Origin of the sequence: Bordetella genomosp. 4 (genome assembly GCF_002261185.1) — a bacterium.
In the GTDB taxonomy this organism is placed as follows: domain Bacteria; phylum Pseudomonadota; class Gammaproteobacteria; order Burkholderiales; family Burkholderiaceae_B; genus Bordetella_A.
Window position 1 is genome coordinate 112424 of the sequence record NZ_NEVQ01000003.1, and the last position, 23148, is coordinate 135571.

The window sequence follows — 23148 nt, forward strand, 5'->3', positions numbered from 1 at the left end:
GCCCCTCTGTGCGCTGTTATACCGTCGCGACAGGGGTAACTGGCGAGCCGACCGCGTGCGGCAATCGCAACGGAGGCGCGGTCAGCATGAACCGGTGCCGGCCATTGCTATGCAGCCATTCGGCCAGGTCCTTGAGGTACCACAGCTCTGCCAGGGGCAGGCCCAGTTTGAACAGGCAGTGATGATGCAGCGGCAGCATCGCGCGCGGACCTTGGCGATCACGGGCGGGATAGGCTTCGACGGCGTAGTTGTCGGCGCAGATGGCCGCGATGCCGCTGTCCGTGATCCACTGCAGCAACGCCGCATCGGTACCGTCCAGGGCTGCACCGTAGGTGTGCAGCACGTCGGCCTCGGGCTGGCCGGCCATCTCGATGATTTTTTCTGCGTAGCCGGTGCGCAGGACCAGCATGTCGCCGGATTCGATCGTGATGTTGTCGGCCTGTAAAACTTGCATGAGCTCGGCATGGCCGATCAAGGTGCGTCCGGTGCCGAAGTGGCGGGCCAGATCGACCAGCACGCCGCGTCCTTGTATGCCTTTCTGAGCGAGGTTTTCGATACCGAGCTTCAGGGCGGCCGAAGGGCCGCCGCTGTTGCAACCGCAGCCGGCATGGTCGCCGTCGGCCGGCCCGACGATGTCTACGCCGGCGCGGTAGCCGTTGTAGTAGCAGAGTTCGGCACGGCCGTCGCCGTCTGCGTCGAACAGGGCGCCGACGTGTGCCAGGGAATCCCACTGGGTGGAGTACTGCATCGATAGCAGCACCTGATCGTCGCTCAAGACGTCCACCGCGTCAGGGTTCAGATTGCGCAATGGAAAGTTCAGATAGGGCGTGTCTTGCAATCGCGTGGGGCTCAGCTGCGGCGGGTGGCGGCGCGGATTCAGGATGTTGCCGCCGGGCAGATCCAGGGGCAGCGACAGGCAGAACGTTTTGCCTGCCTGGATTTCGCGAGCGCCTTTGAGGACTTGAGCCTCGGTCAGCAGATTGAGCCGGCCCAGTTGATCGTCGGGGCCATAGTCGCCCCAGTTCGAGCCCTCTGGGCGTTGTTTCCAGCGTTGCATAGACATGCCTCCCTGACTGGTTTATGCCGTGAGAAAGTCCACAAGCGCGCGGGTGTAGGCTTGCGGCTGTTCCCAATTGGCGATGTGCGAGGTGTTCAGTTCCAGGTACTGAGCGCCTGCGATACCGGCCTGGAGTTCGCGGCCGTTTTCCGGTGTGGTCGCGGGGTCCTGAGTGCCGGCGATGACCAGGGTGGGAACTTTGATTTCGGACAGACGTGTCCGCAGGTCGGCATCACGCAAGGCCGCGCAGTTGGCGCTGTAGCCCTCGTTGGAGGTACGGCGCAGCATGTCGACCAGCACTTGGGTCAGGCCGGGCTGAGCGGCGCGGAAATCGTCCGTCAACCAGCGTTCAACCAGGCTGGGCGCCATGTTTTCCAGGCCGTTTTGCGCGACGGCTTCGATGCGGCTGGTCCAGCCTTCGGCGCTGCCAATGCGGGCAGCCGTGTTGGACAACACCAGCTTGCGCACGCGTTGCGGATGATCCAGCGCCAGTTGCAGGCCGGTGGGCCCGCCCATCGACAGGCCGCAGAAGCTCGCCTGATCGATATTCAGGTGGTCGAGCAGTTCGGCGACGTCGCCCGCCAGTTGCGAGAACGTGTATTCGCCCGCCGGGACTGACGATTTGCCGTGGCCGCGGGTGTCGTAGCGCAGTACGCGGAAGTGTTGCGACAAGGCCGGGATCTGGCGCGCCCACATGTCGGAACTTGTGCCGAGCGAATTGGAGAGCACCAGCACGGGCGCATCGGCGGGACCGTCGATGACATAGTACAGGCGGGCCTGGCTGAGATCAGCGTAAGACATATGAAAAATCCTGGGTGCTGTGGAAAGCTTGTCGGGCAATGGTCGATGGATGCGGACTACAGCATCAATTCGCCGCCGACGTAGGCTTTGCGCCAACGTGTGATGGTGACGCGTTCGAACAGGTCGGCCTGGGCAAAGGGATCTGCCGCGATAAAGGCTTCGGTTTCCGCTCGGGTATCCAGATCGACCACATAGAGGCCGCCGCCTGCATCGGAGCCATCGTCATTGAGTTTTGCGCCGCAAGCCAATAGCAGCGCTTTGTTGGCCGCCAGGTATTCCAGATGGGCCGGGCGATGCGCCTGGCGCACAGCTTGATGGTTCGGCTTGTCGAAGGTTTCGATGATGTAAGGCATGTGGGGCTCCGTGGTCGATGGGCTTAGATAGCCGAGGGGTGACGCGCCAGTGCAGTGACCTGAATATCCATGTACGGGAACAGCGGCAGCGACGACAACAGTTGATGCAGTTCATCATTGTTTTCAACGTCGAAAATGCTGACGTTGGCGTAGCGGCCGACGACGCGCCACAGGCTGACCCATTTTCCATCGCGTTGCAGCTGTTGCGCCAGGGCTTTTTCGTCGGCCTTGAGTTTGTCGGCGCGCTCGGCAGGCATGTCTACGGGCAGGTTTACTTGCATTTGGACCATGAACAGCATGGCAGACTCCAATTAAAAAGGTTTGATGCTGATTTATTGAGCGAATTTCAAAGGCAGGCCCGTCAGGCGCAGCAACTCGTCGGCTGTGATGTCGCCAAACATGTCGATGACTTTGACTTCGCCGTTGCGGATGTCAAAGACTGCCACGTCGGTATAGACACGCGAGACGCAGCGCACGCCGGTCAGCGGATAGGTGCATTCGGCAACCAGTTTGCTCTGGCCGTCGCGGGTGAGTAATTCCATCATCACAAAGACGTCTTTTGCGCCGATGGCCAGGTCCATCGCGCCGCCGACTGCGGGGATGGCATCCGGTGCACCGGTGTGCCAGTTGGCCAGGTCGCCGTGTTGCGAAACCTGAAACGCACCGAGCACGCAGATGTCCAGATGGCCGCCGCGCATCATGGCAAACGAATCGGCATGATGAAAGAACGAGCAGCCCGGCAACTCCGTGACGGGTTGCTTGCCGGCATTGATGAGGTCGTAGTCTTCTTCGCCTTTGGCGGGGGCGGGCCCCATGCCCAGCATGCCGTTTTCGGTATGCAGGATGATGTCGCGGTCCGTCGGCAAATAGTTGGCGACCAGCGTGGGCAGGCCGATGCCGAGGTTGACGTAGGCGCCTTCGGGGATGTCTTGGGCGACGCGTGCGGCGATCTGGTCGCGGGTCAGTTTGCTGCTCATTGTTGCTCCTTGGCCGCCGGGGCGATTTGCACGACGCGTTGAACAAAGATGCCGGGGGTGACGACGGTCTCGGGATTGAGTTCACCGAGTTCTACCGTTTCGCGGACCTGGGCGACGGCGATGCGCGCGGCGCTGGCCATGATGGGACCGAAATTACGTGCGGTCTTGCGATAGACCAGGTTGCCCCAGCGGTCGCCGCGCTCGGCCTTGATCAGCGCGTAATCGGCGTGCAAGGGGTATTCCAATACATAGTGGCGGCCGTTGATTTCGCGGGTCTCTTTGCCCTCGGCCAGTGGCGTGCCGTAGCCTGTGGGCGTAAAGAACGCGCCGATACCGGCGCCGGCTGCGCGGATGCGTTCGGCCAGGTTGCCTTGCGGAACCAGTTCGAGTTCGAGCTTGCCGCTGCGATACAGGCCGTCAAATACTTGCGAGTCCGATTGGCGCGGGAACGAGCAAATGATTTTGCGTACACGGCCAGCAGCAAGCAATGCCGCCAGGCCGGTCGTGCCATTGCCTGCGTTGTTGTTGATGATGGTGAGATCTTTGGCGCCCTGTTCCAGCAGGGCATCGATCAGTTCCATGGGCTGGCCGGCGGTGCCGAAGCCTCCGATCATGACGGTGGCGCCGTCGGGTACGTCCGCTAAGGCGGCCGCCGCATTTGCAACGAGCTTTGAGATCATGGGGTGAGTCCGCAATAAAAAGGGCGTGTCATAATTTGTTCTTAATTAGAACTTTCGTTCTTTTGAAGAACATCGTTTCATGGTGACCGGGAGGTGTCAAGGCGGTAGCGCCAAACGTCTCACGGCGTGGATATCCGGACTTGCGCGGACATGGTTACAGATATGGAAAATACTCAACAACCCAGTGACAGCTATGTGCAGTCGTTTGCGCGCGGGCTGTCGGTGATCAGGGCGTTCGGACCGCAGCGGCCGCAGATGACCTTGTCGGAAGTTGCGGCGCAATGCGGGTTGACGCGCGCTGGAGCGCGCCGCATCCTGTTGACCCTGGAGCACCTGGGCTATGTCGCTGTCGAAGGGCGCCAGTTTTCCTTGACGCCGCGCATCCTGGAGTTGGGCTATTCCTATTTGTCGGCCACGCCCTTGTGGGATCTGGCCTTGCCCTATATGGAAGAGGTTGCCGAGGCGACGCGCGAATCGTGTTCGGTGTCGGTGCTCGATGGCACGGATATCGTGTACATCCTGCGCCTGTCCATGCATAAGGTCATGAGCATCAATCTGGCCGTAGGCAGCCGCTTGCCTGCGTGGGTGACTTCGATGGGCCGTGTGTTGCTGGCGGGTTTGCCTGCTGCGGAACAAGACCGGGTGCTGGCGGCCAGCGATATTCGGGCGCACACGGCGCATACGGTCACCAGCATGGCCGATTTGAAACGCATGCTGGCGCAAGTCCGTGTTGATGGCTATGCCTGCGTGGTGCAAGAGCTGGAGCCCGGTTTGCAATCGGTGGCCGTGCCCATCATGGATCGCACGGGTCGCGTGATTGGCGCGATGAACGTCAGTGGTCATGCGAACCGATACTCGCGCGACGCCATGCTGGAGGCGTTCCTGCCGCCACTGCGTCACGCTGCGGATCAGATCAACCAAGCACTGCGGCGCCGTTGAGGCTCGAGGGGCGGGCATTGAATGCCGGCGCGTCTGCGCGCATGCGACGCTGCGATATCTCTCAGCCGACGTAGCCCTGGGAGATATCGTTGCGGAGACGGAATCGCTGCGCATTGTTGCAACCATGAGGCTGATCAATCAGATCGGCGCGACGCCGAGTGTGGTGCCGCCGCAGACGTACAGCATCTGTCCCGTGACAAAGCCATTGTCGGGCGATAGAAAGAACATCGCAGCCCGCGCAACGTCTTCCGGTGTGCCGAGACGTTTGACGACGATGCTGTTGATGATGCGCTCCGTTTGCGGCGCGCCATCGGGATTGCTGTTGCGAAACAGGTCAGTGGCAATCGGGCCGGGGCCGATCGCATTGACAGTGATGCCGTCGCCGCCCAGCTCCATGGCCAACGTGCGCGTCAGTCCTACCAGGCCAGCCTTGGTGGCCGAGTACACCACGCGATCGGGCTTGCCCAGCGCAGCGCGCGACGACATGTTGACGATGCGGCCAAAGCCGGCCTCGCGCATGTCGGGCAATACGGCCTGCACCAGAATCATGGCGGTGCGCAGGTGCAGGGCGACGACATAATCCAGATCCGCCAGCGTGGCCGTATCGGCGGTGCCGGGGCGCGTCGCGCCTGCGTTGTTGACCAGGCCAACGATGGCATGATCACGCGTGGCCTGTGCGGCGGCGGCTTTGGTTTGTGCTTCGTCGGTCAGATCTGCCTGGATCGACACCAGGCCCTCGGGCGGATTCTCGGGCAGACGATAGTCGATGTTGACGACGCGGTGTCCGGCATCGAGCAGGGGCCGCACAATAGCGGCTCCGATGCCGGCGCTGCCGCCGGTGACGAGATAAGCCTGGGGTTTCATGATGGACTCCTCGGATCGGTTAGTGGGTCAGGATGCCCCAGCTCAGCACGGCGATGATTTCAATGATGCCGACCCAGATCATCATGATCACGGTGTAGCTCATCACGTCGCGCAGCTTGAGTTTCGAGAGCGCCAAAGCTGGCAGAATCCAGAACGGCTGAACCAGGTCATTCCAGGAGTTGCCCAGCATGACGGCCATCGAGGTCTGGCTGATCGAGCTGCCGATTTCCTTGGCGGCGTCGATCATGAAGGGGCCTTGGATCATCCAGTGGCCGCCGCCAGAAGGCGCGAAGAAGTTGATGAAGAACGAACTGATCAGGCCCCAGAACGGCAGCGTGCCCGGCGTGGCGACGTCAACAAAAACGTGGGAAATGGTATTCACCAGGCCCGAGCCCGCCATGATGGCCATGATGCCGGCGTAGAAGGGATACTGCAGAATGATGCCGGAGATCGTCTTGATGCCGTCATTCAGCTTGGCCACATAAGCAGCCGGCGTGCCCAGCAGCAATACGCCCAGAAAGAGGATAAAGAAGTTGATCAGGTTCAGATCCAGCGAGCCGCCGTCCACGAAGTGAAAAACGACATAGGCCATGCCGAGCAAACCGATCAACAGGCTCAGGATGCGGCTGTTGTTGAGCTTGGAAGCAATGGTGTTTTGTTCGATCAGGTCGCTGCCTGGCGCAGGCTCGGTCGACTTGTCGATGGCCGGATCGACTTCGATGACTTTTTCACCGGCACGGGGATGCAGCCAGGCGTTGAGCAAGGGCAGCGTGACGATGATGATCAGGCTCGTGATCAGCATGGGCGCGGAGAAAATCGTTTCCGACAGCGGCACCGTACCCATCTGATCGACCAGGGGATGGCCTGGCGTTGCGATCAGCACCGGGATGCTGGCAGACAGGCCCAGGCCGTACATGGTAAAGCCGCTATAGGCTGCGGCGATGATCAATGGGTAGTGCACGCCTTTGACTTTCAAGGCCAGTTTCTTGGCGACGATACCGCCGATGACCAGGCCAAAGCCCCAGTTCAGATAGCTGCCGATGCCGCCTACCAGCGTGGCCACGATGATGGCCGTGCGAGGCTGATGCACGTGGCTGACGATGCGGTTGAGCAGGCGATCCGTGAGCGGCGCGGTGGCCAGCACGTAGCCCATGGCCAGGATCACGGCCATCTGCGTGGTGAACGCCAAGAGGCTCCAGAATCCTTTGCCCCATTCACGGGTAATCTGGCCCAGGCTCTGCCCCTCGATGCCCATGGCCATCAGCACGGTCAACAGCGTCAGCGCGATGGCGAACACAAAAGGATCGGGCAGATACTTGCGCATCAGCTCCGTAAAGAAGGACGTTAATTTGTTCATGCTGCCTCCAACTCACTCCGTAAGGCGTACTTAAAGGCAGAGCCGATCATCAGGCGCGACAGGGCGTCCTGGATGCAAGGGTCTGCGGGGGATTACATAAATCGATATGAGGGACAAGCCTTTACTGGGCTTGTCGTTTGTTCAACCAGGCCACTAATTCACCCAGGGCTGCGCTTTTGTCGCGCAGTACTTGTTCGCGGCGCTCGGGCGGCCAGGCATAGAAACCCTGGCCGGTCTTGGCGCCGAGTTGGCCGGTGGCAACTTTCTCAGTGAGCAACGCCGAAGGCGTGGTGCGGTTTTCCAGGTCGGCGTAAAGGTAGCTCGCGATGGCATGATGGACATCGATGCCGTTCATGTCGCGCTGCTCCAGCGGCCCGGATAGCGCCAGGCGGATACCCAGGCTCCATTTCACGACTTCGTCGATGTCTTCGGCGCTGGCGATGCCTTGTTCCAGCAGCGAGATGGCCTCGCGGGCGAGGGCGTGTTGAATGCGGTTGGCGATAAAGCCCGGGATATCGCGATTGACCAGCACGGGGCGTTTGCCGCCGAATCTCAGCGTTGCCATCACGCGCTCGACGGTTTCGGCCGAGGTGTCGTCATTGCGTACGACCTCGACCAGAGGAATGACATCGGCGGGCGTAAAGAAGTGCGTGCCCACAAAACGATCGCGGCGTGTCACGGCCTGGGCAATGGCGTTGATCGACAGGCCCGACGTATTCGTCGCGAAGATCGTCTCGGGTTTGCACAGCGTGTCCAGGCGAGCGAATGTGTCGCGCTTGAGCTCCAGCTTTTCCGGAATGGCTTCGATGACCAGGTCGCAGGCGCAGGCGGCCTCCAGACCAGTATCCATGCGAATGCGGCGTCGTGTCTCAGCCACCGCATCGGGGGCGTAGACACCGAGTTGCCGATCAATGACACCGGCCGCGCGTTCGAGCGCGCCGGGTACGGGGTCGATCAAGACGACCTCAAGTCCTTTTGCTGCAAACAGGGCAGCGATGCCGCTGCCCATGGCGCCTGCGCCGACGACGGCCAGGCTCTGGATAGGAAGATCCATGTCGAAAGGCTCCGGGAGGCTCGCGCTCGGTGATGGGCGCGTCGGAGCACGTCTCATCCGAATACTGTTCCAGGCGCGGGCCAGGAATCGTTGTTGTTCTATATACGAACATTTGTGCGTATATAGAATTTATTTAGGGATAGTACTAAGAATTTCGGGCGGACGCCAATGGGCCGGGATTGTCATGCGGCACGATGATCATCACAACGGCCACGTAGATCGACGGCGCAGGCCAAAAATTTCCTAAGTTAGAATTGCTAGTTATTCTCATTTAGATTGGTGACCCTACGCCCGCCAGAGGCTGCGGTATCCCACCTCTCTGGTGAAAACCACGGGCGTTGAAAGTGGCTCGCCCATGCGCCGTTCTGTGACGGTCAACCTGAAACGCAATTGCTGGATGATGTTGAGAAACGATTTGTCTATGAAGTTATCGATGCTGTCTTTGTGCTGCCTGCTGGGCACCACCTACGTTCATGCGCAAACCCCTGCAGCCGGTCAAATGCCGGGTATGCAATTGGTGGGCGAGACAGTCGTGGATCATCCGTCCGAGTGGTATCAGTTTGAACGGCATCAGATCGACTCGGCCGATGGCAAACGGCATTACCGCATCGAGATTTCGATTCCTCGCGCCGCTGCGCCGGCGGCAGGCTATCCCGTGCTGTACATGTTGGATGGCAACGCTGCGATGGCGACGTTGAAAGACGCGGACTTGGCGGCGCTGGCGCGCAGCGGCCATCCGCCTGTGCTGGTGGCGATCGGTTACGACGTGCCTACACGCAATGATGTCGTGTCGCGTGCGTTCGACTACACGCCGCCCACATATGAAAACGGCCAGCGTGTGCACCAGGAAGACGATCGGGGACGCGCCGGCGGCGGTGCCGATATTTTTCTGGAATACATCAAGTCGTCCATCAAGCCTCTGGTGCAGTCGCGCGTCAAAGTGGATCCGCAAAAGGAATATTTGTGGGGCCATTCCTATGGAGGGCTGTTCACCTTGCATACCTTGTATACGCAGCCCAATGCCTTTGCGCGCTACATCGTCGGCGACCCTTCGGCGTGGTGGAATGATGGTGTGCTGGTTCAGGAATGGCACGCGTTCGACGCGAACAAGGCGGCGGGCAAGCGCATCGCGATTCTCGTTGGCACAAAGCCCCGTGATCCTAATCGGCCGATGCCGAATCTGCCGCGTGCAAAGCCTGGCCGCGCGCCGATTGAAAATCCTCGCGCCGTCATCGGCGATATGGCCGACGGACTGCGCAAGGCTGGTGGCGATGTCAGCTACGAGACCTTCCCGCAATACGGGCACGGCGACATGATCCGCGTGTCGCTCGAGCGCGCATTAGAGGTCGCTGTGCAACCTTGAGGCAACGATCGAAGGACAGACGAGTCGGCATGCGGCATGTCTGTCCTTGAGCGGTTTGCATGTTTGTCTGGATTGATGCGCGCTCGCGCTGACTGATGAGCGGGGGCGCTTCATCAGCCAGAGTTGCGCAGCCCCGCCGAGATGCCGTTGATGGTCAGGTGAATTGCACTGCGCACGCGTTTGTCGGGCTCTGTCGCGCCATCCTGTTGGGCGGCACGGTAGCGGCGGATCAGATCGATCTGTAGATAATTCAACGGATCGATGTAGGCAAAGCGTTCGCGCAGCGAGGCCTGCAGGGCAGGGTTGTCCGCCAACAGTTCCCGTTGCGTCAATAAACGGAGCATGGCGATGGTACGGCCATGTTCCGCACTGATCTGGTTGAAAATACGTTCACGCAGTGCCCGCGCGGGCAGCAGTTGCGCATAGCGCGCCGCAATGGCCAGATCGGATTTGGCCAGCACCATCTCCATATTGGAGAGCAGCGTGCGAAACGCGGGCCACTCTCGCGCCATCTCTCGCAACTGGGCGAGCCGGGCGCGGCGCGAACGGGGCGCGCCTGTCGCACCGGTCTCGAGATAGGATTCGATGGCAGAGCCCACACCGTACCAGCCGGTCAGCATGAGGCGGCACTGTGCCCATGAGAACCCCCATGGAATGGCCCGCAACTCGTCGATGTGCTGGCCTTGTTTGCGCGAGGCCGGGCGAGAGCCGATGTTCAGCCCGGCGATTTCCGTAATCGGTGTGGTGGCAAAGAAATACTCTGCAAATCCCGGCGTTTCATAAACGAGGCCGCGATAGCTGCGTTGCGCCGTGTCGGACATGAAGGACATGGCCGGACCATAATGTGCCATATGGGCGTCTTCGGCACTGGCGGCAGCCGCACGGGGCGCCAGCGACGACTCCAGCGTGGCCGCAACCAGCAGTTCAAGATGCCAGCGGCCCACTTCGGCATCTTTGTACTTGCTCTGGATGACTTCGCCTTGTTCTGTCAGGCGCAGTTGACCGGCCACGGTGCCCGGCGGCTGTGCCAGGATGGCGTCAAAGCTCGAGCCGCCGCCGCGCCCTACTGAACCGCCACGTCCGTGAAAGAGCCGCAGCCGCACACGGCGCGTGCTGAACACATTGACCAGTGCGCGCTCGGCTTGATAAAGCGACCAGTTCGATGTGAGAAAACCGCCGTCCTTGTTGCTGTCGGAATAGCCCAGCATGACTTCCTGGGTGTCGTTCTGCGCGTGTTTGACGCGTGCCCGCACCTCGGGCAGATCCAACCACGCCGCCATGATCTCCGGACCGCGCTCCAAGTCAGGAATGGTTTCGAATAACGGGACGACCATCAGGCCGTCCTGCGGTTCGATGTCCTGACCGGGAGCCGTGGTCAAGCCGGTTTCTTTTTGCAGCACCAGGACTTCGAGCAGATCGCTCAAGGTTTCCGTATGCGACACAATCGTCTGCTGCACTGCCTGTTTGCCGTACCGTGCGCGCCCCGCGGCGGCGGCGCGCAAAATGGCCAGCTCGCGAGTGGTTTCTTCGCTGTAGGTGATCCAGGGCGAGGCCAGAGGCCGGGCCTGGGCCAATTCGGATCGCAGCAACGCCACGCGTGCGTCTTCGTCGAGTTGGCGGTAATCGACCGGTTTGCCATCGTGCTGCGTGCCGGCACGGGTGAATAGTTCGGTGAGCACGCGTTCGTGCACATCTGAACTCTGACGCAGGTCGACCGTCGCGAGGTGAAAGCCGAAGACTTCCACAGCCTGCTGCAAGCCGCTCAGATGCAGCCGGGCGATCGGCGCGCCATGGTTGGCAGACAGCGATGAGGCAATGACGGCCAGATCGTTGGCCAGCTCGCGCGGGGTGTTGTACGGTGGCGCCGGATGCGTGACGCGGCGAGCCAGATCGCGGCCAGTCAGTTGCTGAGCCGTCGCTGCCAGACGGGCATAGATGCCCACCAGAGCGCGGCGGTACGGCTCGTCGCGGCGGTGAGCCGAATCGTCGCCGCCTGCATCGGCCAAGGCTCGCAGGTCCGAGTCGGCATCGATCAGCAGCGTGGTGATCGATAGTTCTGCGCCGAGCGCATGGACCTCTTGCAGGTAGTATTCGAACAGCACGGTGGCCTGGCGCAACAACGCGAGTTCCAGCGTGCCTGCGTCTACATTGGGATTGCCGTCGCGGTCACCCCCGATCCAGCTGCCCATGCGCAGAAAGGGTTCCAAGGGCGGCGGGGGGGCTGCAAAGGGTTTGACCGGGTCGCGGGCCAGCAGGCGGGACAGGTCCGAATACACCCGCGGGATGACGTTCAAAAACGTGCTGCGATAGTACGACAAGGCGTTTTCGATCTCGTCGGCCACGGTCAGCCGCGTGTAGCGCAGCATCCGCGTTTGCCACAGCGTGGCGATGCGTCCCAGCAGGACGAGGTCCAGGTCGGCGATCTCCTGGGCTGTCAACGGCCCCTCGCGTTGCAAGAGTGCTGTTGCGATTTCCCGGTGCACGTCCAGGGTGCTCTTGCGCTGCACCTCGGTCGGGTGTGCTGTCAGGACAGGTACGAGGCAGGCCTCGGAGAGTAAGCGGCGGATTTGGGCGGGGGTGACGCCTTGCGCCTCCAGCGAGCTGACGGCCTCGCGCAGGCTGCCACGTGCTGGCGTCTCGTTGGCCAAAGCGTGTTCGCGTTGCGCGCGATTCTGGTCGCGATCTTCGGCGATATTCGACAAATGCAGAAAATAACTGAACGCGCGGGCCACTGAGTTCGGGTCATTGCCGCGCAGCCGCTTCACGCGTTGTTCCAGCAGCTTGCCGTCGGCCTTGTTGCCCTCGCGGCGAAACCGCACGGCTGTACGGCGCAGGGTTTCGATCGTATCGAATACCCGCTCGCCCTCACAGGCTTGGATGACTTCGCCTAATAAACGCCCCAGCAGCCGGATATCGTGACGTAAGGGTTCAGCAGTATCGGACTGCGGGCGGATGGCTTTCATAGGCAGGAAATCCGTCGGGCAAAAGGGTGGGTTGAGAATTCGGGCTGATCGCAAAAACAGTGAGGCTATGGATGCAAATCATTTTACGCAGCATCCGTGACAAATAACCCTAAATAAAAAAGGGGATATTTGGGCGTGGTGCTGCGCTGATTTTTCTCATTCTGTGGGGTGGCGTGCGGCGCGGTGCGTCATGGGTTGCGGTACAGTTTCTGCTCGGGCGCTTTGCCTGGCAACGAATCTGAAAGTGTTATGCAAAATCATCAACGACGCGCACTGGTCCTGTTTTCCGGCGGCCAGGATTCCACGACTTGTCTGGCTTGGGCGTTGGATCGCTATGCTCACGTCGAGACGGTCGCGTTCGACTATGGACAACGCCATCGCATCGAGCTGGACGCGCGGCTGCGTGTGTTGAGCGAGTTGCGCGCGCAATTTCCGGATTGGGCGCAGCGGTTGGGCGACGATCATTTATTGGATCTACGGGTGCTGGGCCAAGTCGGCGATACGGCGATGACCAGCGATCGCGCCATCGAGATGCAGGAAAACGGTTTGCCCAATACCTTCGTGCCCGGCCGCAATCTGCTGTTCCTGACGCTGGCTGCTGCGTTGGGCTACCGCCGCCAATTGGATGTGCTGGTAGGCGGGATGTGCGAAACCGATTTTTCGGGCTATCCGGATTGCCGGGATGACACCATCAAGGCTCAGCAGGTCGCACTGGGTCTGGGCCTGGGGTCGCGTGTGACGATCGAGACACCATTGATGTGGATCGACAAGGCGGACACCTGGGATCTGGCGCAGCAACTCGGCGGTCAGGCGTTGGTTGATATCGTGGTCGAGCAGAGCCATACCTGCTACCTGGGTGAGCGTGGCGCGCGCCATGCTTGGGGCTATGGCTGCGGAACGTGTCCGGCATGCGCGTTGCGCAAAGCCGGGTGGGAACGTTGGCAGGCGCGATAAGCGTCAAGCACCCATATCGTGCGATGCGTCCCGCCGCACTGAAAGTCTGAAGGCTCGATCTCGTGAGATCGAGCAGGTCATGCTGCGAAATGAATAGACCGTCTTAGTAAAGACGCCGATTGCAAACTCCCCTCTGAAACTGATATGTTTAAACCTAAACTATCTTGCTGACGCACCGCTATCGCGGCGGCAAGTGTTCAGGTGGTTCTATCGCTGTCTTACCCAGCTTCAGAGGGACTTGCAACATGAATACTGCCGGCGCGCAGCCTTGGCATCCGTCATCCCGTACGACGTATACCGTGCTTTTCGTGTGCTTTCTGGCCATCCTGTTCGAGGGGTATGACGTGGGCGTCATGGGCGCTGTGCTGCCGTCGATGGCCGACGATCGCAATTGGAATCTGACGCCGCTGGAGCTGGGCGCGCTCAGCAGCTATGCCCTGGTCGGGATGTTCTTTGGCGCGTTCATGGTGGGTACCCTGAGCGAAATGCTGGGCCGTCGCCGCATGCTGCTGCTGTGTGTCTCGGTGTTTTCCTTGACGATGGTGGGCGCGGCGTTAGCGCCTGCGCCTTGGTTCTTTGGGCTGATGCGTTTTATTGGCGGTCTGGGGTTGGGCGGTGTGATCCCGGTGGCAGCGGCATTGACGGTGGAATATTCGCCCGTGCATCGCCGCAGCTTCAACTATGGTTTGATGTACTCGGGATACTCGATCGGCATTCTTTGCGCTGCGCTGATCGCGATCTGGCTGCTGCCCACGATGGGATGGCGCGGCGTGATCGGATTGGGGGTCGTTCCATTAGTGCTGGTGCCGTTCATGGCGCGCCTGTTGCCCGAGTCGATCGAGTACCTGCAAGGATGCGGCCGTATCCAGGAGGCCCAGGCGTTGGCGTCGGCAACGGGCGAGGGCGTGTGGCGCCGGCCTGAAGCGAGCCCGTCCTCCGAGTCGCGCACATCGTGGCGCGATGTGGTCAAAATCATCTTCTCTCGCGACTACATCCGCGCGACGGCGTGCTTCTGGATTGCACTCTTTCTGGGCTTGCTGCTGGTCTATGGCTTGAATACCTGGCTGCCTTCGATCATGCGCAAGAACGGCTATGACTTGGGCTCCAGTCTGCTGTTCCTGGTGGTTTTCAGTCTGACTTCTGCAGCGGGCGGTTTGTTTTTAGGCAGCGTGGCCGACAAGCTGGGCGTGCGCGGTACCGTGGCTGTGTTTTACCTGATAGGCGCAGCGGCGATCGGCGCGTTGCTGTTCGGTAATTCGCTGGTGGTCAACTACACGCTGGTGGGCCTGGCGGGCGTGGGCAGTGTGTCTGCATCGTTGATCTTGACTGGCTACATCGCGGGCTATTATCCGGCGCATATCCGGGCGGCCGCCACAGGATGGGCATTGAGTTTTGCGCGCGTGGGTGCGATGGCCGGGCCCATGGTCGGCGGCTATGTCGCAGGGTCGGGATTGAGTTTTTCGTGGAATTTCATTGTGTTCGCTGCGGCGGCTCTGGTCGCGGCGATCGCAGTCATTCTGCTGCCGGGAACCAGGCGCAGGGCGCTCGCCGCAGCAGAAATCCGGCCGGTGAAGGCTTGATGGCTATGCGAAGCCAGGCGCGGCATGACCCAATTCAGGTCTGCTTTGCCTGATTGCGATGAGCCGTGCGCCCAAATCGCAGGTACAACCAGACAGAGGCACCTAGAATCACGCCGGACAGTATCAGCGACGCCGCCATGGCTGCGCGTGGTCCTTGCCAGGCAATCAGCTGCGCGTAGGCGACGGGCGCCGCTGCGGTCAATACAAAACTGGGGACCAGCAGACGGCCGACCAGCGTGCCGTAGATGCGATAGTCGAATAGGGCCAGGGGCAATGTTCCCCGGGTAATCGTGAGCAGGCCATTGCACGCGCCATACAGGCAGGTATAGATCGCTGCCGCTACAGGATGGCTGGCTGCCAGGCCGGCCAGAAAGCACCACGGCATGACGATGGTCGTCAACAGATTCAAGGTCAATGGCGGCAGGCGAGCGCCGAACAGCAATTCCAGCAGGCGTGCGCTGACTTGGCCGATCCCCCACAGTGACGCTATGCCCACCACGACCGATGCCAATAATCCCAGATCAGTCAGCATCGCGATCATATGCGTGGCGTTCGCTGCTGTCAGAAACGTGGTCAACATGGTGATCACGGCATACAGGCACTGCGCCAGGCGCTGGTCGGCCCGGGTCCGGGCCAGCCCCTCATGCTGCGTCGAGTGGATATCGCCGGTGTAACGAGCGCGAGGCAATATCCAATACAAGGGCAGCGTCAGCAGCGACAGGCCCGCATAGACCAGCACCGCGCCGCGCCAGCCCAGCAGTTGCGCCAGCCATTGGCCAACGGGCCACATGACGGTCGAGGCCAAACCGCCAAATAGCGTGATCTGCGACATCGCCCGCCGGGCTTGCGGGCCGCCGATGCGCGCGAGCGTCGCGAAGGCGGCATCGTAAAGCGATAGCCGCATGCCTATGCCCAGTGCAACCCAGGCTGTGTAATACGGCAAGGTCGAATGGGACAGCGACAACAGGGCGCAGCCCATCGCGGTCAATATCGCGCCCACGGGCATGACGCGCTGGCCGCCCCAACGGTCAATCGCGCGCCCAGCGGCAGGCGAGGTGAGGGCCATCACGATGATGGCCAACGAAAATCCGCCAAACAGACGCGCGGCGCTCCATCCCAGATCGGCCTGCATGGCAGGTCCGAAATTGCTGATCAGGTAAAACGACACGCCCCAATTGATGAGCTGGGTGACGCCCAGGCACATGACGGCCCGGGTAGGGATGACCGTTGCCATGATGTCAAATTAATGGCGCAGTTTCTGGGTCACCTTGGTCGCCGTCCCCGAGAGCGCGTTGCATCAGGACCGTGTCCCGCCATTGGCCAAATTTGTAGCCCACGGATCGCAGCGTACCCACGGGATGAAAGCCCTGGCGGGCATGCAGCGCCAGCGAGGCGGCGTTACGGCTATCACCCACGACCGCCAGCATTTGCCGCCATCCGCCCGCGGTGCATCTTTCCACCAGCTCGGCGAGCAATCGGCTTCCTATGCCCTGGCCGGCGATGCCGGGTTTGACATACACCGAGTCTTCCACGGTATAGCGGTAGGCCGGGCGGGGTCGGTACGGCGTTGCGTAGGCATAGCCGACGATTTCGCCTTCGCGTTCGGCTACCAGATAAGGCAGGCGTTGGGCCAACACCGCCTCGCGCCGCGCGTGCATGTCGGCGAGCGTGGGCGGGTCGAGTTCAAATGAGGCGGTGCCCTGCGAGACGTGATGGGCGTAAATGGCTTGGATCGCTGGCACATCGTCGGGCGTGCTGTCGCGCAGGATCAAGGCAGAAGATTCGGGCATGTTCGTATGTGCGGGAAGAACTGTGCGGGCCAACGGATTATGAGTCCGTTGGGGTATTCACAGTGTGAGGCACGATCAAGTATTAATAAAGCTTTGGTTTATTATTCAAAGCATAAGGAATTCTTTGCTTTCCCCAAGCAACCGATGTTTTTCAAGAGCGACCCATGCGCGGCCTGAACCTGGATCACCTGCGTATTTTTCTGGATGTGATCGAGCTGGGCAGTTTTTCCGCCGCGGCGGATAGGCACGGGTTGACGCAGCCTGCAGTGAGCCTGCAGGTGCGGCAATTGGAGCGCCGTTATGGTTTGCGCCTGGCCGAACGCGTCGGCAAGCGAGTAACCGCGACGGCCGCAGGCATGGATCTGGTGACACATATCCGCGCTATCGATGCCGCCGTCGAGCAGGCCGAGCGCAGCATGCAGGCACACAGCGCCCAAGTGGTGGGCCGCGTACGCTTGGGAACGGGGGCGACCGCTTGTACGTATTTGCTGCCGCCGCTGCTGGCGGATCTGCGGCGGCGGTTTCCTGCCTTGGAAATTGTGGCGAGCACGGGAAATACAGCGGATGTGCTGCGCGACATTGAGGCCAATACCCTGGATATCGGCCTGGTGACCTTGCCCGTGTCAGGCCGTATGTTTCAGGTGACGCCGGTGCTGGAGGATGAGTTCGTAGCGATTTTCCCGGGTGCGGACGAGGTTCCTCCCGCCATTACCCCGCAGGCCTTGGCCGAACGGCCGGTCGTGTTGTTCGAACCGGGTGCGCGCACCCGCGAACTGGTGGATAACTGGTTCGAAGCGGCCGGGGTGCAGGCTCGGCCGGCGATGGAGTTAGGCAGCACCGAAGCCATGAAGGAGCTCGTCGCGGCGGGCCTGGGATGCGCCATTTTGCCGGCACTGGCGGTCCCGAAACGGCGAGAGTCGACCCTGCAAGTCCGGTCTTTGACCCCACGGCTGTCGCGTACCCTGGCGGTGGTGTTGCGCAGCGATAAACCGCTGCAGCGAGGGCTGGCGCAGCTGCATACGGCGCTCTTGGCGTTGCGCCAGGGGCACGGCTGAATACAGCCCCCGGGCGATCCGGCGTATTATTGACGACTTTGCGAACTTTCCCCGTCCGAGAAATATCATGCCGCAATACCGTTCCCGTACTTCCACCCACGGCCGTAACATGGCCGGCGCTCGCGCCCTCTGGCGCGCCACCGGTATGCAGGACGGCGACTTTGGCAAACCGATTATTGCGGTAGTGAACTCGTTTACGCAGTTTGTGCCGGGTCACGTGCACCTGCGCGATCTGGGCGCTCTCGTTGCCAAAGAAATCGAAGCCGCCGGCGGCGTCGCCAAAGAGTTCAATACCATTGCCGTGGATGACGGTATCGCCATGGGTCACGGCGGCATGCTGTATTCGCTGCCCTCGCGCGAGCTGATCGCGGATTCGGTCGAGTACATGGTCAATGCCCACTGCGCCGACGCCATGGTGTGTATCTCGAACTGCGACAAGATCACCCCGGGAATGCTGATGGCCGCGATGCGGTTGAATATCCCGGTGGTCTTCGTATCCGGCGGCCCCATGGAGGCTGGCAAGATCAAGTCGCCGACTGACGGTAAAGTCATCGCCAAGATCGACCTGATCGACGCCATGATCAAGGCCGCCGATCCCAACATCACTGACGCCGAGGCCGAACAATACGAGCGCAGCGCCTGTCCGACATGTGGATCGTGCTCGGGTATGTTTACCGCCAATTCCATGAACTGCCTGACCGAGGCGATCGGCTTGGCCTTGCCAGGCAACGGCACGATCGTCGCGACGCATGCGTGGCGCAAGGGCCTGTTCGAACAGGCCGGCCGTCTGGTGGTCGATCTGTGCCGCCGCTATTACGAGCAAGACGACGCGTCGGTCCTGCCGCGCAATATCGCGACCAAGAGTGCTTTCCAGAATGCCATGACGCTGGATGTCGCCATGGGCGGTTCGACCAACACCGTGTTGCACTTGCTCGCCGCAGCCCAAGAGGCCGGCGTGGATTTCAACATGGAGGATATTGACCGCATTTCGCGTAACGTGCCCTGCCTGTGCAAGGCGGCGCCAGCGACGGACAAGTATCACATTGAAGACGTGCACCGTGCCGGCGGCATCCTGGGCATCCTGGGCGAACTGGCGCGCGCGGATCTGCTGGATCTGAGCTGCGGCAACGTGCACAGCGGCACGCTGGGCAAAGCGATCGAGCAGTGGGATATCAACGGCGGAGCCGGCGAGGCGGCGCAAAAGTTCTATCGCGCAGCGCCTGGCGGCATTCCTACGACGGTGGCATTCAGCCAGGATGCGACTTATCTGACGCTGGATCTGGATCGCAAATCAGGCTGCATTCGCGACAAGGCCAACGCTTATTCGAAAGACGGCGGCTTGGCGGTGTTGTACGGCAATCTCGCGCCCAAGGGCTGCATTGTCAAAACGGCTGGCGTGGATGAGTCGCAGTGGGTGTTTACGGGTCGCGCACGGGTCTTTGAAAGCCAGGATGATGCGGTGGAAGGCATTCTGGGCGACAAGGTCGTGGCCGGCGATGTCGTGGTGATTCGCTATGAAGGTCCGAAGGGTGGCCCGGGGATGCAGGAAATGCTGTATCCGACGTCGTATCTGAAGTCCAAAGGCTTGGGCAAGACCTGCGCGTTGTTCACGGATGGCCGCTTCTCTGGCGGTTCGTCGGGGTTGGTGATTGGTCACGCGTCGCCTGAGGCGGCCGAGGGTGGCAATGTGGGTCTGGTCGAGGATGGCGATACGATCGAGATCGATATTCCCAATCGCAAGATCCATCTCGCGATTTCCGATGATGAGCTGGCCAAGCGCCGTGCGGCGATGGAAGCCCGTGGTGACAAGGCATGGAAGCCCGTGGATCGTCAGCGTGTGGTGTCGCAGGCGTTGCAGGCTTATGCGGCGTTGGCGACTTCTGCCGATCGTGGCGCGGTGCGGGATGTGTCGCAGTTGAAGCGTTGATGCCGTTGGGCAGGCGGGGTTCTTGAGACGTCCCGGCCGGTTGCCGTGGGCCGCACCGGCCTAATCGGATCGGCTCGGCGCAAGACCAGGCGCCTCGGCCCCGCTACGCGGGGCTGCCCGACCCTCAAAAGGCCGGCGCGGCCCACGGCAACCGGCCGGGACTCGCAGTAATGGCTGACTGAGAACGCTGTTGCCGGTCGCGGTATTTTTCGAGCGCTTTCTGTTTTCTGGTGCGTCGATTTGTTGATGCCGTGCACATGTGTGAAGCATGTGCACGGCATTGATTTTTGTATCGCCGCTAAATCGCCGACGACAGGCCTTAGATCACCGAAGACATACCGCCATCCACTGGGATGATGGCGCCTACTACATAGGCTGAACGTGGGCTGGCCAGGAACAGGGCGACGTCGGCGACTTCTTCGGCCTTGCCGTAGCGGCCCAGGGGGATGCGGGCCTGGCTGTCGGCCAGAGCCTGGTCGCGCGAGATGCCTTGGCGTTGGGCGTCGAGTTCCAGGACCTGCTCGACGCGTTGCGTGAAGGTCGGGCCGGGGTTGATGCCGTTGATGCGGATGCCGTAGCGGGCGTAGTGGGCGGCCAGGCCGACCGTTGACAGCATCAACGCGGCGTTGGCGGAACCGCCGGCCAAATGGGTGCTGGTGGGGCGCTTGCCGCCGTTGCCGATGATGTTGACGACGATGCCATTGGTAGCGCCTGCGGGGCGGGTGGCGGCACGCTCGCGCATGCGGGTGAGGACGGCGTCTTGTACATGGATGTAAGGAAAGAATTTCGCGTCCATGGCGGCGCGCCATTTGCTGGCGTCCAGGTCTTCGGGCTCGTGGCGGCGGGCGGCACCGGCGCTGTTGATCAAAATGTCGATCGGGCCTATCTCGGTCTCAATCCGCTCGATCGTCCGGGTAGCAGCCTGTGGATCAGAGAGGTCTGCGGCAAAGGTGGCGACGTTGTGTCCGCTCGCTTGTAGTTGGGCTCGAGCCTGTTCGAGTCCCTGTGGATCGCGCGCGATGATGGCGACGAACGCGCCTTCGGCTGCGAATGCGTTGGCGACCGCCAGGCCTATGCCTTTGCTGCCGCCCGTGACTACTGTGACTTTGCCGTTCAGTTTCAGATTCACCTGATGCTCCGCGAGAGATGGACGATGCGGTTAACGATACTTCATTCACGCCATGCGAGGCGTCGCCTGACGCGGCGCACATGAGGGTCCACGTTTATCGCGCCGCGCACGGACTTTGCCGTTGCCGCGGGGGACGTTCAGGCAAATGTCTGCTCCATTTCCCGGCGGAACTGCACCGCGGCGGACTTTTCGTCGAATTCGACGTCGTGCCAGCGGATGGGTTGTGATTGCCGGACAGGGTTTTTCAGTTTGACTTTGTGCGCGAGGCCCAGCGGCAGATAGCCGTCCGCGACGGAGTCGCGAGCGGGCATCAGCCGGCCGTAAACGGTATAGCCGCCTTCACCATCGAGCTCTTGGCCGACCGCCAGGTCCTGTTTGGCGGTCGCAACCACATCACCATGCCAGCCGGTCGGCGAACCGGTCGGCTCGTGACGCAATCCGACACTGGCCACGCTGATGCCCAGTTCGAGGCCGATCAGGTGGTAGGGCTTGTACATGGCAGCGTAATTACCGCTGGGGTCCGTCAGTAGGCCATATTCCTTGAAGCAGCGCCGGACGTAGTCGCTGTCGGCTGCCAGCGTGACATAGACGCCCCAGCGCAAGTCTCGAAATACGGGGCGGCCGTCGCGTTCCAGAGAGGAGATGACTTCGACCTGGCCGCGGTGGTGCAGCATGCCGCCCTCTTCCCGTGGACGCAGTACGCGCGGCAGATCGTCTACGCCGCACGGCGGAAAGTGCAGTCCCGACGGGGCGGGCAGCAGGCCGGTGGCGTTAGACACGGCCGCCATTTCGATGGCGCTCTTGGTGCCGTCCAGAAAGCTGTTGAACATCTGGGCGTTGAAGTCGCCTGCCGCCACCATCTCATCGGTGAAGCCGTAGTAGGGCCACACGGTGTCGGGGGTAGAGGTGTGAAACTCTGGCAAATACTTGGTGCCTTTGCCAGCGGCGATGACCTCAAAGCCGCTTGCGCGTGCCCAGTCGACCATATCGCAGATGAGGGCAGGCTGATCGCCGTAGGCCAATGAATAGACGATGCCGGCTTCGCGTGCGCGGCGTGCCAGTAGCGGACCGGCCAAGGCGTCGGCTTCGACGTTGACCATGATGATGTGTTTGCCGTGTTCGCAGCAGGCGAGCACATGCGCGATGCCTCCCGCCGCATGGCCGGTGGCGTCGATGACGATCTGTATTTCCGGGCTGGCGATTACCTCCAGCGCATCGTCGCTGAAATAGACGCGGCGTGATCGCGCTGCATCGGGCAGGCTGTCTGCATGCAAGGCGTCGGCGGGCCAGCCTACTCGTGTCAACGCTGCGCGCGCTCGAGAGGGCTGCAGGTCTGCGACGGCGACGAGTTGAATGCCTGGGGTGCGCCGGGCTTGGCTGAGAAACATGGAGCCAAACTTGCCGGCGCCGATGAGGGCGACACGCAAGGGTTTGTTGTCGGCCTGGCGCTGTTTGAGCAGGCGGTGCAGATTCATTGCGTCTCCTTCGCGGATTGGGGCGTGGGCCGTCGGGGCGCGGCTCATCAATCTGATGTCAGGAATGTCGGCGGTGCTGCAGATGGCAGCATAGCGGTTTTCCGTGACGGATAGCTGAAGAATTTGCTGCCGGTGCTCGGGATGGGCGATTGCCTCAGGCGTCGGCGGTGTAGAGCTCGCCGGCGAGGACGTTGCGCCAGTTTGCCCAGGTGAGGCGGGGGCGGCCGGTGATGTGTCGGTTGTACGGGGCGTCGTACAGGATGTGTTTCCATTTCGGACGGACGGCGCCGGTGATTTCGGGTTTGTCGTCGATGAGGAGATCGCCCTGGATCAGGGTTTTATCTTTGGTCAGAATCAGACGGTTGGTGGCCTCGCGGCCGAGATGCTTTTCTACCCAGAGGTATTTTTCGGCGACGCAGTTTTCGAATTGCGATAGAGGGGATGAGCAGATGCGGATGTCCATGCCTAATGCCAGCAGTTCTTTGAGGGCTTCGATGGCGCCAGGGATGGGGGGGAGGTTACGTATGAAGCCGGGAGCGGTATAGATGGCTTCGGCGCGGGCGCGTAGTTCGGGGGGGTAGTTTTGCAGGATGTAGAACGAGGTGCGGTCATGGTATTCGACCGGGGGGATGTCGGGGTATTGCTCGCGCCAAGCGGTTACAAAGCCGTGCTCGAAGTCAGCTAGGACGCCGTCTTGATCTAGCAGGATTAGCATGGTGGGCAATGGGAGTATCGGAGGGAGATTGATTTTGCCATGAGGTTGCTTTTTGGGGATGGCTCATTGTCTGTGCATGGCGAGGTGTTGTTCTTTTGGCGTCGAGGAGGGGCAG

Annotated in this window: 21 protein-coding genes; 6 read left to right on the forward strand and 15 right to left on the reverse strand. The window is 61.4% G+C overall.

Going from position 1 to position 23148, the window contains the following annotated elements; genetic code table 11:
• Positions 1-16: 16 nt before the first annotated feature.
• From CAL20_RS03040 to CAL20_RS03065, 6 genes are read right to left on the reverse strand one after another with little or no spacing between them, the layout of a single operon-like run.
• Positions 17-1057, reverse strand: a complete 1041-nt coding sequence (locus CAL20_RS03040) for a cyclase family protein (RefSeq protein ID WP_094823796.1) — start codon at positions 1055-1057, stop codon at positions 17-19.
• Between the two features lie 21 nt (positions 1058-1078).
• On the reverse strand, positions 1079-1858 hold the full coding sequence (pcaD, locus tag CAL20_RS03045; protein WP_094823795.1) for a 3-oxoadipate enol-lactonase: 780 nt from the start codon (positions 1856-1858) through the stop codon (positions 1079-1081).
• A gap of 56 nt (positions 1859-1914) precedes the next feature.
• Entirely contained in the window at positions 1915-2211 is a 297-nt protein-coding gene (locus tag CAL20_RS03050) for a YciI family protein (protein ID WP_094823794.1), read from the reverse strand.
• Between the two features lie 23 nt (positions 2212-2234).
• A complete protein-coding gene (gene catC, locus CAL20_RS03055; RefSeq protein ID WP_094823793.1) occupies positions 2235-2510 on the reverse strand; it encodes a muconolactone Delta-isomerase in 276 nt (91 codons plus the stop codon).
• A gap of 33 nt (positions 2511-2543) precedes the next feature.
• Entirely contained in the window at positions 2544-3188 is a 645-nt protein-coding gene (locus CAL20_RS03060; protein ID WP_094823792.1) for a 3-oxoacid CoA-transferase subunit B, read from the reverse strand.
• Complete coding sequence (locus CAL20_RS03065) at positions 3185-3868, reverse strand: 3-oxoacid CoA-transferase subunit A (RefSeq protein ID WP_094823791.1); 684 nt, start codon at positions 3866-3868, stop codon at positions 3185-3187. The genes CAL20_RS03060 and CAL20_RS03065 overlap by 4 nt, the downstream gene beginning before the upstream one ends.
• 162 nt (positions 3869-4030) lie before the next feature.
• Between CAL20_RS03065 and CAL20_RS03070 the strand changes: the two genes are divergently transcribed.
• On the forward strand, positions 4031-4807 hold the full coding sequence (locus CAL20_RS03070; RefSeq protein WP_373558264.1) for an IclR family transcriptional regulator: 777 nt from the start codon (positions 4031-4033) through the stop codon (positions 4805-4807).
• Positions 4808-4945: 138 nt separating this feature from the next.
• Here the strand turns inward: CAL20_RS03070 and CAL20_RS03075 are convergent, their stop codons facing one another.
• The 3 genes from CAL20_RS03075 to CAL20_RS03085 all read right to left on the reverse strand — a co-directional run bounded on the left by CAL20_RS03075 (position 4946) and on the right by CAL20_RS03085 (position 8082).
• Positions 4946-5671, reverse strand: a complete 726-nt coding sequence (locus tag CAL20_RS03075; RefSeq protein WP_094837168.1) for an SDR family NAD(P)-dependent oxidoreductase — start codon at positions 5669-5671, stop codon at positions 4946-4948.
• A gap of 19 nt (positions 5672-5690) precedes the next feature.
• A complete protein-coding gene (locus CAL20_RS03080) occupies positions 5691-7028 on the reverse strand; it encodes a short-chain fatty acid transporter (protein WP_094823788.1) in 1338 nt (445 codons plus the stop codon).
• Between the two features lie 121 nt (positions 7029-7149).
• Positions 7150-8082 carry a 3-hydroxyacyl-CoA dehydrogenase family protein gene (locus CAL20_RS03085; RefSeq protein WP_094823787.1) on the reverse strand — a complete coding sequence of 311 codons (933 nt, stop codon included), beginning with the start codon at positions 8080-8082 and terminating at the stop codon, positions 7150-7152.
• Between the two features lie 421 nt (positions 8083-8503).
• Here CAL20_RS03085 and CAL20_RS03090 point away from each other — a divergent pair, with 421 nt between their 5' ends.
• Positions 8504-9445 (forward strand): alpha/beta hydrolase, encoded by a 942-nt coding sequence (locus CAL20_RS03090; RefSeq protein WP_254924419.1) that lies wholly within the window; start codon positions 8504-8506, stop codon positions 9443-9445.
• A gap of 113 nt (positions 9446-9558) precedes the next feature.
• On the opposite strand, the gene ppc is transcribed toward CAL20_RS03090, so the two are convergent.
• The gene (gene ppc, locus CAL20_RS03095) at positions 9559-12408 is read right to left on the reverse strand and encodes a phosphoenolpyruvate carboxylase (RefSeq protein WP_094823786.1); all 2850 of its coding nucleotides are present in this window, start codon (positions 12406-12408) and stop codon (positions 9559-9561) included.
• Positions 12409-12657: 249 nt separating this feature from the next.
• Here ppc and queC point away from each other — a divergent pair, with 249 nt between their 5' ends.
• The gene (queC, locus tag CAL20_RS03100; protein WP_094823785.1) at positions 12658-13362 is read left to right on the forward strand and encodes a 7-cyano-7-deazaguanine synthase QueC; all 705 of its coding nucleotides are present in this window, start codon (positions 12658-12660) and stop codon (positions 13360-13362) included.
• A gap of 245 nt (positions 13363-13607) precedes the next feature.
• The gene (locus CAL20_RS03105; protein ID WP_094823784.1) at positions 13608-14942 is read left to right on the forward strand and encodes an MFS transporter; all 1335 of its coding nucleotides are present in this window, start codon (positions 13608-13610) and stop codon (positions 14940-14942) included.
• 34 nt (positions 14943-14976) lie between these two features.
• On the opposite strand, the gene CAL20_RS03110 is transcribed toward CAL20_RS03105, so the two are convergent.
• Positions 14977-16176, reverse strand: coding sequence for an MFS transporter (locus tag CAL20_RS03110; RefSeq protein ID WP_094823783.1), 1200 nt, complete (start codon positions 16174-16176; stop codon positions 14977-14979).
• Between the two features lie 4 nt (positions 16177-16180).
• Positions 16181-16732 (reverse strand): GNAT family N-acetyltransferase, encoded by a 552-nt coding sequence (locus CAL20_RS03115; protein ID WP_094823782.1) that lies wholly within the window; start codon positions 16730-16732, stop codon positions 16181-16183.
• Positions 16733-16896: 164 nt separating this feature from the next.
• Between CAL20_RS03115 and CAL20_RS03120 the strand changes: the two genes are divergently transcribed.
• Both CAL20_RS03120 and ilvD read left to right on the forward strand, forming a co-directional pair.
• Positions 16897-17787 (forward strand): LysR family transcriptional regulator, encoded by an 891-nt coding sequence (locus tag CAL20_RS03120; protein WP_094823781.1) that lies wholly within the window; start codon positions 16897-16899, stop codon positions 17785-17787.
• Between the two features lie 67 nt (positions 17788-17854).
• Positions 17855-19714, forward strand: a complete 1860-nt coding sequence (gene ilvD / locus CAL20_RS03125) for a dihydroxy-acid dehydratase (protein WP_094823780.1) — start codon at positions 17855-17857, stop codon at positions 19712-19714.
• Between the two features lie 319 nt (positions 19715-20033).
• On the opposite strand, the gene CAL20_RS03130 is transcribed toward ilvD, so the two are convergent.
• The 3 genes from CAL20_RS03130 to CAL20_RS03140 form a co-directional block, all read right to left on the reverse strand.
• Positions 20034-20843 (reverse strand): SDR family oxidoreductase, encoded by an 810-nt coding sequence (locus CAL20_RS03130; protein ID WP_094823779.1) that lies wholly within the window; start codon positions 20841-20843, stop codon positions 20034-20036.
• A 137-nt stretch (positions 20844-20980) separates the two neighbouring features.
• Complete coding sequence (locus CAL20_RS03135) at positions 20981-22318, reverse strand: NAD(P)H-dependent oxidoreductase (RefSeq protein WP_094837169.1); 1338 nt, start codon at positions 22316-22318, stop codon at positions 20981-20983.
• A gap of 154 nt (positions 22319-22472) precedes the next feature.
• Positions 22473-23033 (reverse strand): 5'-3'-deoxyribonucleotidase, encoded by a 561-nt coding sequence (locus tag CAL20_RS03140; RefSeq protein ID WP_094837170.1) that lies wholly within the window; start codon positions 23031-23033, stop codon positions 22473-22475.
• Between the last annotated feature and the right edge of the window lie 115 nt (positions 23034-23148).